The following is a 14,150-nucleotide window of genomic DNA, read 5'->3' on the forward strand; positions in this document are numbered from 1 at the left end:
TCGCCTGCGACAGCGGAGGCACGGTCCCGGCCGAGAAACCGACCTTGGGCGCGTTCGGGCTACTGATCGAGATCTTCGGCATGGCACTCCTCGCTTGACCCGCGTCGGCGGCGGACGCGGCGGGCACCGGGCGGTTACCGGCGGCCCGACTCTAACCATCATGATGGTTAGAGTCAATAAGCTTCAAAGGGGCGGCGCTCTGACCTGCTCATTCGTTGGACGGATTGTCAATTATCGAGCAATCCATCATTATGGTTATCTCTGACTCGGGGTGAAGGCGCGCCCTGGCGTGCCCGCCGCGCCGTGCCGGTTCCGGGACGGCGGCGCGGGCCTCAGCCGCCCGACCGGTCCGCCCGGTCCGCCCTGTCGCGGTCTCCCCCGGAGGCCCGGGTGTAGCCGGCCACGATGGCCTCCAGCTCGGCGGGGGTGATCACGTCCTCGATGCGCTCGAACCCCTCCGGGGCACGGCGTTCGACCTCCTCGATGACCTGCTCCGGGCCGCCGAGCCGGTTGCGGAGGACGATCTGGGTGGTGGCCGGGAGGCGGTCGCGCTCGTAGGCGAGCAGCGCCCGGCCGGGGTCGGCGTGGTTCGCCAGGTGGGCGCTGAGGTTCACCGCGTCCAGGACGGCCTGGCCTGCGCCGTTGGAGCCCATCGGGTACATGGGGTGGGCGGCGTCGCCCAGCAGGGTGACCCGGCCGCGCGTCCAGCCGGGCAGGGGGTCGCGGTCGCACATGGGGAACGCGATCCGGTCCCGGGTGGACTCGATCATGGCGGCATGGTCGAAGAGGTCGCAGGTGAAGCGCCCGACGTGCGCGGCCAGGTCCGCGGGGTCGGCGGGACGCGTCCAGTCCTGCTCGTCGGGCGGCGGGTCGCCGGGGCGGCCGGTCCGGACGGCCATGGCCCAGTTGGTCAGCCTGGTGCCGGGCGCCGTGCCCGTCCCGATCGGGTACACGACCAGCTTGGCGGCGTTGCCGCCGAGGATCACCATGGTCCGCCCGGTGCCGAACGCGGGCCACTCGGTGGCGCCGCGCCAGGTCATCATGCCGCTCCAGCGCGGCGGTCCCTCGCCGGGGAACAGGGCCGCCCGGGTCGCCGAGTGGATGCCGTCGGCGCCGACCAGGACGTCCGCGCGCGCCTGCGAGCCGTCGGCGAACCGGGCGGTCACGGCCTCGGCGTCCTGCTCGAAGCCGACCAGGCGGTGGCCGGTGCGCACCGCGTCCGCGCCCAGCCTCTCCACGACCGCGCGGTGGAGCAGGCCCTGCAGCCGGCCGCGGTGCACGCTGATCTGCGGGTGCGCGAAACCGGCGGCCCGCCCGCACGGTCTGCGCATGATCTCCTGCCCCAGCCGGTGGGCGTAGACCAGCTCGCCGGTGCGCACGCCGATCTCGTCCAGCCGGTCCAGCAGCCCCACCGCGCCCAGCTCCCGGACGGCGAACGGCAGCGCGTTGATGCCCACCCCGAGCTCGCGGATCCGCTCGCCGCGCTCGTAGACCACGCAGCCGATGCCCTCGGCGTGCAGGCGCAGGGCGGTGAACAGCCCGCCGATGCCGGCTCCCACGATCATCACGTTCACGGCTTCTCCTCGTCCCCGTCGAGGCTGCCACGGCCACCGCCCGGCGATCCAGGGGTCCGCCGGCCGCCGGTTCCCGGGCGGAGCGAACCGGTCGTGATGAGCCGCGCGGTGAGGCGGACGAGGACCAGCGCGGCCACCCCGGCCAGGGCGAGGAGCGAGAGGCGCAGGGTGGGCCTCCACGGCCAGCTCGGGCCGGACGGGCCGGGTTCCGCGGCGGGGTACTCGAGGATCTTGCGCGTCCAGCCGGCCGTGGGCCTGTCCAGCGTGCGGGCCATGGAATCGAGCACCGGGTCGAAGGCGAAGCCAGGCCGCCGGTGCGGGTACTCCAGCGGGACGCCCGCGCGGCGGGCGGCGGCCGCGATCCCCGGGTCGCGCTCGGCCGCGGCCGCGCCGCCCGGGACCATCAGCCGGTCGATGCCGTCTCCCGCGCCGGCGAGGCGCTCCCGCGGCAGGAAGGTCAGCCCGTGACGCGAGCGCACGGTGTCCGCGGACGCGATCGCGACCGTCCGGACGGCCTTGACCTCGGCGTACGGGCTGAACACCGAAGCGAGTTCCAGTTCCCCGACGCCATCGGTGAGCACCACCCCCACCTTGGTCGTCCTCGACCGGTAGCCGAGGTTGAGCACGTGCACGAGCGCGTCGGACGGCGACAGCCGGGATTCGGGCATGCGCGCGGGCGCACCGGGAGAGTAGTGGCTCCAGCCGGCGGACCGGGCGGCCGCGGCGGCGGCGCCCGTGCCGACCAGCCGCTCGATCACGCGCAGCGACCCGTCCACCGAGGACAGCAGCCCGCCCGTGCTGATCACGTTCCCCGCGTCGAGGTAGCGGACTCCGCGCCGCCACCGCACAGCGGGGTGGGCCTCCTCCAGGCCGGAGAGCCGGTACCAGTGCGTGGTGGCCTCGCGGCCGTCGAGGAGACCGGCGTCGGCGACCAGCCGGGCTCCGGTGCACACGCTCAGCACCAGCCCGCGGCTCGCGGTACCCCGAAGCCACTCGATGACGCGGCGATCGCTCTCCTCGTCGGACGGCATCTCCGGCACCACGGTGACGTCCGGCGCCCTGCCGCCCAGCCGCCGGCTCAGTTGCGCGAAGTCCAGGTCCGGGACCAGGTCCAACCCTCCGAGCAGCGGCAGAGGGCGGCGTTCGGGCGCGACCGTGTAGACGTTGAACCTGCCTGTGCTCGCCAGCACGTCGTAGGGGACGAGCGCGTCGGCCACATTGGCGCCGGCGTTGCCGACCACGACCGCCACGGTGGGCCTGCCCGGGACGTGCTCGGGCGGAGCCACCGCGGGGACGCTGTCGGCAGCGGGCGGCGCGTACCGGTAGGAGGCGAAACTCCGCGCGCTGATGAGGAACTCCGCGCCCGGGACGAGGAACAAGGCCAGGAGAACCGCGAGTACACGGCCGAGAACCCGCAGGACCCGGGCGCCGCGTCCCTTTCGCATCACGTCACCTGTCCAGGCGTGTGCGCCGTGGCGCATTCCTGGCGGAACTGGCGCGGCGAAAGGCCGTAGGCGCTGCGGAACGCCTGGCTGAAATGCGCCGGGCTGGTGAACCCCCAGCGAGCCGCGATCGCGTTGATCGGGCGCGCCGCCAGGCCGGGGTCGGCCAGGTCGCGATGGCACCGCTCCAGGCGGCGCGCGCGGATCCAGCCGGCGACCGTGTGCCCGTTTTGCTGGAACAGCTTGTGCAGGTAGCGCAGGGAGATGTGGTGCGCTTCGGCGACGGCGGACGGAGTCAGGTCCGCGTCGCCCAGGTTCGCCTGGATGAAGGCGTGGATCCGGGCCGTCAGCGCCCGCCGCCGCGTCGGGGCCGGCACCGCGCCCCGGCGGTCCAGCGCGTTGCCGAGCGCCGCGGTCAGCACGTCGATGGCCAGCACGGACAGCCGGGCGGTCTCGGCCGGGCTGAGCTCGTCCAGGTGCCGGGCCAGTTGCAGCATGAACTGCGAGGAGAGCGCGCCGACACCCCGGTCGCCCGGGATGCAGTCCTCGGTCAGCCGGCGCAATTCCGGCTCGGGGAAGGGCAGCAGCGTGCGCGGGAACCGCAGCAGCAGTACCTGGCTCTCCGGGATGTCCGGTACGAATCCGCACAGGTAAGGACGCGACGTGTCGTAGAGCATCAGATCCCCGACCCTCATCTCCACGCTCCGGCCGTCCTGCTCCTTCATGCCGGCGCCCCGCACGAAGCAGCCCAGCTTGAACACCTCGGGATCGGACCGGCGGACGAGTTCGGGCGTGCGATGGACCGAGTGCGGCATCGTGGTGATCAGCGTCGCCTGGACGGGCCCGAAGTCGCTGATCCCGACCTGGGCCTGGAACCGGTGCCTCAGCCGCGGATCGCAGCGCAGGTCGTAGGGCGCCCATAACTTGGAGTGCAGTTCATGCCAGAAGGCGAACCGCTCCCCCGCCGGGACGTCTGTGGTCCTGATCACTTTCATGCCGGCGGTGCGCACGGTCACCGCCTCCTGGCCGTGAACGTCAGATGGGTGACGCCCGAGGGCGTCGAGACCGCCTCGATGTCGAACGCCTCCTCCAGCGACTCCAGGCCGTCCCAGAGCCGGACGCCGCGGCCGAGCACCATCGGCACCTGCACCACGTGCATGTGGTCGACGAGTCCCTCGGCGAGGAAGTCGCGGACCACCGAGGGCCCACCGCCCAGTCGCACGTCCAGGCCGCCGGCCGCCTCGCGGGCCCGCTCCAGCGCCTCGGCGGGCGGGGCGTCCAGGAAGTGGAAGGTGGTGCCGCCCTCCATCTCGATCGACGGCCGCGGCCGGTGCGTGAGCACGAAGACCGGGGTGTGGAACGGCGGGTCGGCGCCCCACGCGCCCCGGTACCCGGGGTCGTCCTGCCAGCCGGGCGGGCCGAACTTGCCCGCACCCATGATCTCGGCGCCGATCCCCGCACCGTGCAGCGCGGCGAGGGCGTGGTCCGCGCCCGTGCTCCCGCCCGACCCACCGCCCATCCGGTGCCAGAACCGGGTGGCGAACATCCACTCGTGCAGGCGTTCACCGGCGTGGCCGAACGGCGCGTCCGGGGCCTGCCCGGCGCCCGTGGCGAAGCCGTCGAGCGAGATCGAGAAATTGTGCACACGAAGTTCGGACATCACCGTGCTCCTTCGAGATCGGACCCCCGGCCGGCCTCCGCACGTGACGGACGCCGTCCCTCTCTGCCCCCACCCTGAGGGGCCTGAGCGCGGACGGCAACGGAACGGGGGGATGATGTCCGAATACTTGGTACTCCTGTCGCGGCGGCATAGGGTCCCGAGGGTGGACGAGCGGCTGATGGTGGTCGTCGGATACGACCGGGCCCAACTACTCGACATCGCCTGCGTGACATCGACGCTGAGCGAGGCGAACTGGGGCGCCACCCCGCCGTACCGGGTGGTCCTGGCCACCCCCGGAGGACGGGCGATCACCTGCACCGACGGGATGACGGTGCAGGGGCAGGAGGCGCTCGAACGGCTCAAGGGCCCCCTCGACACGCTGATCGTGTCGGGCGGGCTGGGCTACCGGGAGGCCGCGGCCGACCCCCGCCTCGTCGGCCATGTGCGCCGGCTGGCCGGGGAGAGCCGGCGGGTCGCGTCCGTCTGCACCGGCTCCGCCGTGCTCGCCGCGGCCGGCCTGCTCGACGGCAGGCGCGCCGCCACCCACTGGATGTGGGCCGACCAGATCGCCGCGCAGTACCCGGAGGTCGCCTTCGACCCCGAGCCGATCTACATCCGCGACGGCGGCGTCACCACCTCGGCGGGCGTCACCAGCGCACTCGACCTGACGCTGTCGTTCATCCAGGACGACCACGGGCCGGAACTCGCGCGCGGGGTGGCGCAGCTGGTCGTGACCTACCTGCAGCGGCCGGGCGACCAGGCGCAGATGAGCATGTTCGTCGCCGCCGCGCCGCAGCCCGAGTACGGGATCGTCCGGCAGGTCACCGACCACGTCGCCGGCAACCTCGACGGCGACCTGAGCACCGCCGCCCTGGCCAGGCTGGCGGGGGTGAGCGAGCGCCACCTCACCCGGCTGTTCCTCCAGCACCTCGCCCACACTCCGGGCCGCTACGTCCGCAAGGCCCGCACCGAAGCGGCCGCGCAACTGCTGGCGACGACGACGCACCCGGTCGCGAGCGTGGCACGGCGGTGCGGGTTCGGGACGGCCGAGACGCTCCGCCAGGCCTTCGTCGACCAGTACGGCATCGCGCCCTCGCGCTACCGCGCGAACCACTCGGCGCGGCGGGCGGGAGAGAACGCCGCCCGAAGGCCCTGAGCGGGGGTCGCGGCCGGGAGCATCAGGGGGCGCGGCGGTCCGCGCGGGACCGTCGCGTGTACTCCTGGCCGAGCGCGAAGAGCAGCCAGGTGAGGGCGGTGGCGTCGTCGACGACGCCGAACGGCAGGAAGACGTCCGGGATCAGATCGACCGGGGAGACGATGTAGACCACCGCGACCACCATCGCGACGATCTTGCCGGTGGCCGTCCGGTAGTACGCCTGCGCGGCCGCGCCCGCCGGCCCGCCGCGGCGGCGGCGCCCGCGCAGCCGCAGGATGCCCGCTATCAGCAGGACCGCGCCGACGGCCACCACCGCGGCTCCCGCCACGGTGACGTCGACACCGCCCAGGTCACCGTCCACGGTGAGTGCCGGGACGGCACCCGCCACGACGAGTACGACTCCGAGCCAGACCATGCGCACCTCCGGGGGGACGTGTCCTCCGGTATTGCCGTCCCGGACCGTTTCAGTCGGCCCCGCAAGCGCGAAAACCCTTGCGCGGTCGGGCGGCGGGGGCGCCGTCCGGTGGGGCGGCCTTCACTCCCCCTGGGGGCAATCGGGGGACCCGGCGGCGGTTCTCGACACGGCGTTGCTATCTTGTCGACATGATGTCGACAAAAACGCGGATGTGGGGCTGATGTTCCTCGCACTTCGCGAACTGCGGTTCGCCAAGGTCCGGTTCGGGCTGATGGGCGCCGTGGTGGGGCTGATCGCGGTCCTCATGGTCATGCTGTCCGGGCTGTCGGTGGGGCTGGTCAGGGACGGTGTGTCCGGGCTGCAGCACCTGCCCGTCACGTCCTTCGCGTTCGAGCGCGGCGTCCAGCACGACTCCGCCTTCTCCCGGAGCGTGGTGGACGTGTCCGCCGTGGACTCCTGGCGGAGCCGTCCGGGCGTGGCCGAGGCGGCGCCCTTCGGCAACACGCTCATCAACGCCAAGAGCGACCGGGGCGTGGACATCGACCTCGCCCTGTTCGGAGTGGAGACGGACTCGTTCCTGTCCCCCGAGGTGGGCGAGGGCTCGCGGCTCAACGGCCCGGACGGCATCGTCGTCAGCGCCACGGCCCTGGACGCCGGCCTGCGCGTCGGCGACACGATCACCGTCGACCGCCTCGGGACGAAGCTGCGGGTGGTCGGAGCGACCCCGCGGCAGGACACCTTCGGACATGTCGACGTGGCCTACGTGCCCCTGGCGACCTGGCAGCGGGTCAAGGCCGGGGCGGGGCCGGGCGACCCGGTGCCCGCGCGCGCCGCTCAGGACATCACCGCGGTGGCCGTGCGTGCGAAGCCCGGAGCCTCGGTGGATCTCAGCGCCGGGGACAGCGCCGCCGGCACCGAGAGCCTGACGCTGGAGCAGTCCTACGGCGCCTCCCCCGGCTACACCGCCGAGACGTCGACGCTGCAGCTCATCCAGGGGTTCCTGTACGCCATCTCCGCACTGGTCGTCGGGGCGTTCTTCGCCGTCTGGGCGATCCAGCGCAAGCACGAGGTCGCCGTGCTGCGCGCCATGGGCGCGTCGAGGGGGTGGCTGCTGCGCGACGCGCTCACCCAGGCGTTCATCCTGCTGCTCGTCTCCGTCGCGGTCGGCGCGGGGATCGGCGTCGGTCTCGGCTCGCTCATCACCGGCGGCGGAGCGCCGTTCGCGCTCAGCGCGCCGAGCGTCTCGACCGCCGCCGCGGGGATCGTCCTGCTCGGGCTCGCCGGCGCCGGCGCGGCCGTCGCCCGCATCGCGTCCATCGACCCGGCCACCGCCCTTGGAGGAAACCGATGACCGGCCAGACCACCCCGTCGGCCTCCCCGCGCGAGGACGGCCCGACCGCGCCCGACCGCCCGGGACTGGTCATGGAGGGCGTCTTCCTCCAGCACGGCGACGGCTCGGAGACCGTCCGGGCGCTCGACGACGTCGACCTCACGGTGCGTCCCGGGGAACTCGCCGCGGTCGTCGGCCCGTCCGGCTCCGGGAAGTCGAGCCTGCTGGCGGTCGCCGGCGGGCTCGCCCGCCCGGACCGGGGCACGGTCACGGTCGCCGGGCTCGACATCACGGCCGCCGGCGGCCGGGCCAGGGCGAGGCTGCGGCGCGAGCAGATCGGGTTCGTCTTCCAGTCGGGCAACCTGCTCCCCGCGCTCACCGCCCGCGACCAGCTCCGGCTGCCGCTGCGGCTCCGGCCGCGCCGCGCGCGCTCGGGCCGCGACCCCCTCGCGCTGCTGGAGGACGTGGGGATGGCGGACAAGGCCGACCGGTACCCGCACCAGCTGTCCGGCGGGGAGCGGCAGCGGGTCGGCATCGCCCGGGCCCTGATGACCGGGCCGAGCGTGCTGCTCGTCGACGAGCCCACCGCCGCGCTGGACCGGGCGCGCAGCCACGAGATCGTCCGCCTGCTCGCCCGCGAGTCGCGGCAGCACGGCGTGGCGGCCATCATGGTGACCCACGACCACGACGTGCTCGAACACTGCGACACGGTGTACGAGATGATCGACGGGCGCCTCACCGCACACGCCTGACGCGCCGGCGGGGCCGGCCGGCGCGTGCGGCGGGCACGGGGGAAGGGGGCCTCTTGCCGAAGATCGATGCGCCGACGATCGCGGAGCACCGGGCCGCGCAGCGGGCCGCACTGCTCGACGCGGCCCGCGCCCTGCTGTCCGAGGACGCCGAGCGGGCCCCCGGCCTGGCGGACGTCGCCCGCCGGGCCGGGCTCGCGCGCTCCAGCGTGTACGCCTACTTCAAGTCGCGGGACGACCTGCTCGACGCCCTCATCGTCGACACCTTCCCCCGCTGGTCCGCCTTCGTCCGGGCGCGGATGGGGAGGGCCAAGTCACCCGGCGACCGGATCCTGGCCTACGTCTACGCCAACCTCCGGCTCGTCGCCCGCGGCGACCATGCCCTGGCCCGCGCCCTCGCGGCCACGGGCCGCACCGACGCGCTGGCCAACTCCAGCCGGCTCCTCCACGACCAGCTCCAGACGCCGCTCCGCGAGGCCCTCGCCGACCACGGCGCGTCCGACCCCGCCCGGACGGCCGAGCTCATCCAGTCGGTCGTCTACGCCCTCAGCCGCATGATCGAGGACGGCCTGGCCGAACGCGCCGCCCGCCGCCTCGCCCGCGAACTGCTGGCGCCGTACCTCCTGCCCGCGGACCCGCCTCCGAGGTAAGCCATGCCGGACCGGGGCCATTCCCTCACCATCGACCACGCCTGGCCGGAGGGCGCCCAGACCACCCTCGACTTCGTCGAGCGCGATGCCTGAACCAGAACCGGCCCCGGCGAGTCGCTCGATCGGATGTTCGAGATAGCCGAGACGGGGCACTCCCTGGGCGCCTAGGCTCAACGCCGTGACGACCGCCGAACCAGCCCCCGGTCCAGCCGAGCCGTGCCGCGGCTTCTGGGCTGACACCGCTCGCATCCGTTCCGGATACCTGGCCGAGGTGCCGACCCAGACCCTGGTGTTGAAGGTCGCCGAAGAGGTCGGTGAGGCTGCCCAGGCCTACATCGGGATGACCGGCGGCAACCCGCGCAAGGGCGTCCACAAGGATCGAACCGATGTCCTGGACGAGCTCGCCGACGTCATGCTGGCCGCTGCGGTGCCCATGGTCGATCTGGCGGGCGGCGCCGCCCAGGCCGAGGCCCATCTGGCCGGACGGCTCGGCATCGTTTCCGCACGCGAGGTGGCCGCACCACCGGCTGCGACCCCAGAGGCGAACGGGTGGCACGGGTCCTTCATCGCGCCCCACGTCCTGCTGCGGCGCGGGGACGGCCGGGTGCTGATGCTGCGCCGCGACGGCACCGGGTACCGCGACGGCTGGCTGTGCCCTCCCGCCGGACGGATCGAGCCGGGTGAGCACGTGCTGGCAGCCGCGATCCGCGAAGCCGCCGAGGAGACCGGCGTCCGGCTGCGGGAGCGGGACGCCCGGTTCGTCCATGTCATGCACCGCACCGAAGCGACACTGCCGGGACCATGCCACGCGCTCAGCGACTACTGGTTCGGCTTCGACCGCTGGGAGGGCGAACCGTACGCCGCCGAACCGGACAAGGCGTCGGAGGCGCTGTGGATCGACCCGGTGAACCCGCCCGACGACCTGATCCCCTACTGCACGGTGGCGCTGGCCGCGATCACGCGCGGTGAACCCTTCAGCGTCCACGGCTGGGCTTGACGTCGCCCGGACGCCCCGCCGGTGCGGCATCTTCGCCGGGGCGGTGAACGCCAGGCGCGGTCCGGATCGGACTGCCGGCACCGGACTGCCCGGATTCGGGGGCGGTCAGGCCGGGACGGTGATGGGTGCTATCCGGGGCGCCGCCACGCGCACGTAGTCGTCGGTGGCCAGCGCCATCGAGCGGTCAAGCCGGGCGGCGTTGAAGAACAGCTCCGGCACGTCGAGCAGCGCCGGATCCGCGACGAGTTCCAGCCGCGGGTGGTAGCTGAACGGCAGTACCGTTCCGCTCGGGCTGCCGGCCAGTTCCTCGGCCTTGTCCTTACTCGCGAAGGTCACATAGGTCCCGTCCAGCAGCTCCCGCACGGCCTGCAGGTCCAACCGGGCGTCGCCGGGCACCACGGCCAGCACGTACCGGGTCTTCTTCTTGCCGACCTTGACCATGACGATCAGGCACTTGGCGGCCTGCGCGACGGCATGCCCGCGCAGCGCGCTGACCAGGTCGGTGCGCCCCTCCGGCTCGTGGTCGATCAGCCGGTAGCGCGCCCCCGCGGCGTCGAGGTCCGCCGTCAGGCGGTCGTACAGGGGCAGGGGCGGGGCCGACACCGCGACATCGCCGTACTCACCAGTCACCGCTCAACGACTCCTTGATCTCCGCGATGCGGACCTCATCGCGCCGGTAGAACACCCATTGCTTGATCTTCTTGGCCCGGAGCAGGCCCGCCCGGTTGAGGATCTTCAGATGCGCGCCGCAGGTCGGCTGGCTCACCCCGAGCTTCTCGGCGATCAGCAGCGAGCAGACGCCGTCGCGGACCAGGTCCCCGTCGCGCTGCGGCGGGAAGTGCCGCTCGGGGTCGCGCAGCCAGTCCAGGATCTGCAGGCGCTTGTCACTGGCCAGTGCCTTGACCAGGTCCACGTCGATCACGAAGGGATTATGGCAATTAGCTAATTAACTGGTCAACCCGCGCGGCGGATCCGGCGGTACCGGGGCCCGGGACGGCCCGGTGCCGGTCACCTTCCGAACCTGGACCCGCGGGAATAGGCCGCCGTCTTGTCTGTGCTTCAGCTCACGTGGCGAACATCGTGGATATCTCACGGGCAGACGAGGCGGGAACCTCCTCCCCGGAACCGGCGTGGGAGATGTCGGGCATGGACCACGTCCGGCTGCCGGCGGGCGCAGTGCTCACCGAACCGGCGGCCCCGCTCTGGGCGCTGGTACTGGCGGGCGAGCTCACGCTCGAGACGGCGTTCGAAACGCAGTCGCTCACCGAGGGGGACGCCGTCCTCATCGACGCCCGCACCGCCTACCGGCTCACCGCGTCGGCGCGGCACGGGGAGTCCGCCCTCGTCGTCGGGGACCTGCGCATGGCCGTCCCGGTCCGCCGGATGCCGAGCCCGCTGGTGGTCCGCGGCTTCGGCACCCGGCACGGCGGCGTCATGGCGCTCGTCACCCAGTGCCCGCTCGAACGCGCGTGCCGGCCGACCCTGTTCGCCGCCAGCTACGGCAACCTGATCGGCGCGGCGATGACGACCTCGTGGCAGGAGGACCAGGGCGCCGACACCGGCCCGCCGGACGAGGCCGTCGCCGCGGTGGTGGCCGCCGTGGCCGCCCGTCCGGCCGAGCCGTGGACCGTCGAGGGGATGGCCCGCCTGGTCCACCTTTCGCGTTCCGCCCTGGGCGAGCGGTTCCGCCGCGCGCTCGGCCGCGGGCCCGCGGAGGTGCTCCGGGAGATCCGGATGCGGGAGGCGCGCCGGCTGCTCGGCGACCCCTCGCGTCCTGTGGAGTACATTGCGTCCGCCGTCGGGTACGGCTCCACAGCCGCCTTCAGCCGGGCGTTCTCGTCCCACCACGGCGTCGCGCCGCAGGCCTGGCGGGAGCTGTCATCCGCGCGGGACGCGCAGCGCGGCGAAGAGCAGCCCCGCCGCCGCGGCGAACGCCGTGCCGAACAGGAACGCCGCCTGCACGCCGCGAGCGTCCAGGAGCGCGCCTCCTGACGCCGACCCCAGCGTGATCGCCACCTGGAACGCGGTGACCTGCAACGACAGGGCCGACTCGGCCCGCTCGGGTTCGACGCGGGTCACCCACAGCTGGGTGGCGACCGGGACCATGTTGAAGGCCACGCCCCACATGACGACGCCCGCGGCCAGCACGAGCAGGGACGGCGCGGTCGCGGTGACCAGCAGGCCCCCGGCCAGCAGCAGCGGGGCCGCGGTCACCACCGCGCGCAGCCGTCCCGCGAACCGCCCGGCGGCGAGGTTGCCCACCATCCCGCCGACGCCCCAGAGCAGCAGCAGCCATACCGTGGCGTCCGCGTCGACGTCCTCGACGGCGATCCTGATGAAGGGGTAGGCGGCGAAGTTGCCGAACGCGACCAGGACCACGCCCAGCACCCCCGCCATCAGCCACCGGTTGGCGAGCGCCGCCCGCAGCATCGCCATCCCGGCGGCCGGGTGCGGGGGTACCGGCGGCAGCGTCACGGCCACGGCCAGGGCCGCGACGAGGCCGAGCGCGGCCGCGACGCCGAACACCAGGCGCCAGCCGACCGCGTCCCCGAGCAGGGACGCCAGCGGGACCCCGCCGATGGTCGCGAGGGTGACGCCGAGCGCGATGGACGTCGAGACCACGCTGTCGCGTCCCGGCACGGCGCGGGTTCCGGCGCCGAACGCGAACGACCAGTACCCCGCGATGGCGACGCCGAGGACGAGCCGGCCGAGGAGCAGGACGGCGAACCCGGGGGCGACCGCCACCGCCAGGTTGGAGACGGCCGCCGCGACCAGCAGCCCGGTGAGGACGGTGCGCCGGTCGGTCCGCGGCAGCAGCACCGCGATGCTGGGGGCGGTGACCGCGCCCGCGACCGCGGTCGCCGCGACCGCCAGGCCGGCGGTGCCCTCGCTGAGCCCGAGGTCGGCGGCCATCGCGGGCAGCACGCTCGCCGGCAGGAACTCGCTGGCGACGAGCACCGCGATCCCGGCCGCGAGCGCGACGATCGGTGACCAGTTCGTCCGGCCTCCGGACGGTTCCGGGGGCTCGGGCGGAGCGCCGGTGGACGGCGGGGAGGACTGAGGCGTTGACATGCGTCCAGCCTCACCGCGTCCGCGCCGCCGCGGTTGATCGCGTGACGCGCACGGTTGATCGTCTGACCGGTCCGCGCGGCACGCGCTCCCCCGGGGCGGCCGTCAGGAGTCGGTGTAGTCCGGGGCGCGCCGCTCCAGGAACGACGTGATCTGCTCGGTGTGGTCGCGGGTGTAGGAGGTGAGGATCTGTGTGCGGTTCTCCAGGTCGATGCCCGCCTGGAGGCTGCCGACCTCCAGCTGGCTCCAGGCGACCTCCTTGGTCATTCACACGCCCATGGGGCTGTTGGCGCAGATGAGCGCGGCGGTCTCCAGGGCCGCATCCACCACCGTGCCGTCCTCGACGACGCGGCTGACCAGGCCGGCGCGCAGCGCTTCGTCGGCGTCCATGAAGCGGCCGGTGAGCAGCAGCTCGTGGGAGAGGCTCGCGCCGATCAGGCGGGGCAGCAGCCAGCTGACGCCGATGTCGCAGCCGGACAGGCCGATCCGGACGAAGGCCGCGTTGAACCGGGCGGACGCGGCGGCGATGCGGATGTCGCTGGCGAGGGCCAAGGCGAAACCGCCGCCGGACGCCGCGCCGTTGACGGCGGAGATGACCGGCTGGCGCAGGTTGCGAAGCTTCGGGACCAGCGAGGCGATGGCCTGCTGGACGTGCAGCCGCGCCTGCGGGCTCGTCCGGCGCGCCGCCTCGTCGTCCGAGGACGGTGCGGCGGTGTCGCGGGTCGGGGGCTCGTACAGGTCGAGGCCGGCGCAGAACGCGCGTCCCGCGCCGGTGAGGACGACGGCCCGGCAGTCGTCGTCCGCGGCGACGGCGTCGAGCGCCGCGTGCAGATCCTTGACCAGCTCGCCGGACATGGCGTTGAGCCGGTGCTCGCGGTCGAGGGTGAGCAGCCGGACGCCCGGCGCGGGCTCCTCCACCCGGATCGTCCGGCCGGAAGCGGGGGTGTCGCGCAGGTAGGCGGCGCCATCGGTCAGCATCGGGCTCCTTGCGGTCAGCGGGCGAGAGACATCGCACCAATCGCGACACAGTACTGACCGCGCTGTGCGACGCCTTCGACAGCCCGGCGTTGTCGGTGGCGCGGTGAAGTATGAGCCGGACACGACACAC

At 73.5% G+C, this 14,150-nt stretch carries 16 protein-coding genes; 6 read left to right on the forward strand and 10 right to left on the reverse strand.

Annotated elements, in window-relative coordinates:
* Positions 1-332: 332 nt before the first annotated feature.
* The 4 genes from CHF16_RS36560 to CHF16_RS36575 are packed head-to-tail and all read right to left on the reverse strand — an operon-like array spanning position 333 to position 4,676.
* On the reverse strand, positions 333-1,565 hold the full coding sequence (locus tag CHF16_RS36560; RefSeq protein WP_245869760.1) for a flavin-dependent oxidoreductase: 1,233 nt from the start codon (positions 1,563-1,565) through the stop codon (positions 333-335).
* A gap of 5 nt (positions 1,566-1,570) precedes the next feature.
* Complete coding sequence (locus tag CHF16_RS36565; protein WP_179271875.1) at positions 1,571-3,019, reverse strand: DJ-1/PfpI family protein; 1,449 nt, start codon at positions 3,017-3,019, stop codon at positions 1,571-1,573.
* A complete protein-coding gene (locus CHF16_RS36570) occupies positions 3,019-4,032 on the reverse strand; it encodes a helix-turn-helix domain-containing protein (RefSeq protein WP_218827006.1) in 1,014 nt (337 codons plus the stop codon). The genes CHF16_RS36565 and CHF16_RS36570 overlap by 1 nt, the downstream gene beginning before the upstream one ends.
* On the reverse strand, positions 4,029-4,676 hold the full coding sequence (locus tag CHF16_RS36575; RefSeq protein ID WP_089330772.1) for a dihydrofolate reductase family protein: 648 nt from the start codon (positions 4,674-4,676) through the stop codon (positions 4,029-4,031). Before CHF16_RS36575 ends, CHF16_RS36570 begins: the two co-directional genes overlap by 4 nt.
* A 163-nt stretch (positions 4,677-4,839) precedes the next feature.
* On the opposite strand from CHF16_RS36575, the gene CHF16_RS36580 reads away from it, so the two are divergent.
* Positions 4,840-5,832 carry a GlxA family transcriptional regulator gene (locus tag CHF16_RS36580; protein WP_245869758.1) on the forward strand — a complete coding sequence of 331 codons (993 nt, stop codon included), beginning with the start codon at positions 4,840-4,842 and terminating at the stop codon, positions 5,830-5,832.
* Positions 5,833-5,854: 22 nt separating this feature from the next.
* On the opposite strand, the gene CHF16_RS36585 is transcribed toward CHF16_RS36580, so the two are convergent.
* Positions 5,855-6,247: a YkvA family protein gene (locus tag CHF16_RS36585; RefSeq protein WP_089330774.1), complete on the reverse strand. Its 393-nt coding sequence runs from the start codon at positions 6,245-6,247 to the stop codon at positions 5,855-5,857.
* Positions 6,248-6,467: 220 nt separating this feature from the next.
* Between CHF16_RS36585 and CHF16_RS36590 the strand changes: the two genes are divergently transcribed.
* From CHF16_RS36590 to CHF16_RS36605, 4 genes are all read left to right on the forward strand, one after another.
* Positions 6,468-7,598 carry an ABC transporter permease gene (locus tag CHF16_RS36590; protein WP_089330799.1) on the forward strand — a complete coding sequence of 377 codons (1,131 nt, stop codon included), beginning with the start codon at positions 6,468-6,470 and terminating at the stop codon, positions 7,596-7,598.
* Entirely contained in the window at positions 7,595-8,329 is a 735-nt protein-coding gene (locus CHF16_RS36595; RefSeq protein WP_089330775.1) for an ABC transporter ATP-binding protein, read from the forward strand. The genes CHF16_RS36590 and CHF16_RS36595 overlap by 4 nt, the downstream gene beginning before the upstream one ends.
* 53 nt (positions 8,330-8,382) lie before the next feature.
* Positions 8,383-8,976: a TetR/AcrR family transcriptional regulator gene (locus CHF16_RS36600; protein WP_089330776.1), complete on the forward strand. Its 594-nt coding sequence runs from the start codon at positions 8,383-8,385 to the stop codon at positions 8,974-8,976.
* A 271-nt stretch (positions 8,977-9,247) separates the two neighbouring features.
* On the forward strand, positions 9,248-9,973 hold the full coding sequence (locus CHF16_RS36605; protein ID WP_218827007.1) for an NUDIX domain-containing protein: 726 nt from the start codon (positions 9,248-9,250) through the stop codon (positions 9,971-9,973).
* A gap of 105 nt (positions 9,974-10,078) precedes the next feature.
* Here the strand turns inward: CHF16_RS36605 and CHF16_RS36610 are convergent, their stop codons facing one another.
* Entirely contained in the window at positions 10,079-10,603 is a 525-nt protein-coding gene (locus tag CHF16_RS36610) for a YbaK/EbsC family protein (RefSeq protein WP_218827008.1), read from the reverse strand.
* A complete protein-coding gene (locus CHF16_RS36615; RefSeq protein ID WP_179271876.1) occupies positions 10,593-10,895 on the reverse strand; it encodes an ArsR/SmtB family transcription factor in 303 nt (100 codons plus the stop codon). Before CHF16_RS36615 ends, CHF16_RS36610 begins: the two co-directional genes overlap by 11 nt.
* A 224-nt stretch (positions 10,896-11,119) precedes the next feature.
* On the opposite strand from CHF16_RS36615, the gene CHF16_RS36620 reads away from it, so the two are divergent.
* A complete protein-coding gene (locus CHF16_RS36620) occupies positions 11,120-11,965 on the forward strand; it encodes an AraC family transcriptional regulator (RefSeq protein ID WP_089330777.1) in 846 nt (281 codons plus the stop codon).
* Here CHF16_RS36620 and CHF16_RS36625 read toward each other — a convergent pair.
* From CHF16_RS36625 to CHF16_RS36630, 3 genes are all read right to left on the reverse strand, one after another.
* Entirely contained in the window at positions 11,852-13,045 is a 1,194-nt protein-coding gene (locus tag CHF16_RS36625) for an MFS transporter (protein WP_089330778.1), read from the reverse strand. The genes CHF16_RS36620 and CHF16_RS36625 overlap by 114 nt on opposite strands.
* A 102-nt stretch (positions 13,046-13,147) precedes the next feature.
* Positions 13,148-13,309, reverse strand: coding sequence for a hypothetical protein (locus CHF16_RS41075; RefSeq protein WP_218827009.1), 162 nt, complete (start codon positions 13,307-13,309; stop codon positions 13,148-13,150).
* Positions 13,310-14,020, reverse strand: a complete 711-nt coding sequence (locus CHF16_RS36630; RefSeq protein ID WP_218827010.1) for an enoyl-CoA hydratase/isomerase family protein — start codon at positions 14,018-14,020, stop codon at positions 13,310-13,312.
* Positions 14,021-14,150: the final 130 nt, after the last annotated feature.

Source organism: Actinomadura meyerae, from assembly GCF_900188445.1.
Classification (GTDB): Bacteria; Actinomycetota; Actinomycetes; order Streptosporangiales; family Streptosporangiaceae; genus Spirillospora; species Spirillospora meyerae.

Excerpts from the sequence above, each read along its gene's own strand:
- CHF16_RS36590 (WP_089330799.1), top strand. The coding sequence starts at position 6,468 with ATGTTCCTCGCACTTCGCGAACTGCGGTTCGCCAAGGTCCGGTTCGGG.
- CHF16_RS36585 (WP_089330774.1), bottom strand. The coding sequence starts at position 6,247 with ATGGTCTGGCTCGGAGTCGTACTCGTCGTGGCGGGTGCCGTCCCGGCA.
- CHF16_RS36630 (WP_218827010.1), bottom strand. The coding sequence starts at position 14,020 with ATGCTGACCGATGGCGCCGCCTACCTGCGCGACACCCCCGCTTCCGGC.
- CHF16_RS36565 (WP_179271875.1), bottom strand. The coding sequence starts at position 3,019 with ATGCGAAAGGGACGCGGCGCCCGGGTCCTGCGGGTTCTCGGCCGTGTA.
- CHF16_RS36620 (WP_089330777.1), top strand. The coding sequence starts at position 11,120 with ATGGACCACGTCCGGCTGCCGGCGGGCGCAGTGCTCACCGAACCGGCG.
- CHF16_RS36575 (WP_089330772.1), bottom strand. The coding sequence starts at position 4,676 with ATGTCCGAACTTCGTGTGCACAATTTCTCGATCTCGCTCGACGGCTTC.
- CHF16_RS36595 (WP_089330775.1), top strand. The coding sequence starts at position 7,595 with ATGACCGGCCAGACCACCCCGTCGGCCTCCCCGCGCGAGGACGGCCCG.
- CHF16_RS36560 (WP_245869760.1), bottom strand. The coding sequence starts at position 1,565 with ATGATCGTGGGAGCCGGCATCGGCGGGCTGTTCACCGCCCTGCGCCTG.
- CHF16_RS41075 (WP_218827009.1), bottom strand. The coding sequence starts at position 13,309 with ATGACCAAGGAGGTCGCCTGGAGCCAGCTGGAGGTCGGCAGCCTCCAG.
- CHF16_RS36625 (WP_089330778.1), bottom strand. The coding sequence starts at position 13,045 with ATGTCAACGCCTCAGTCCTCCCCGCCGTCCACCGGCGCTCCGCCCGAG.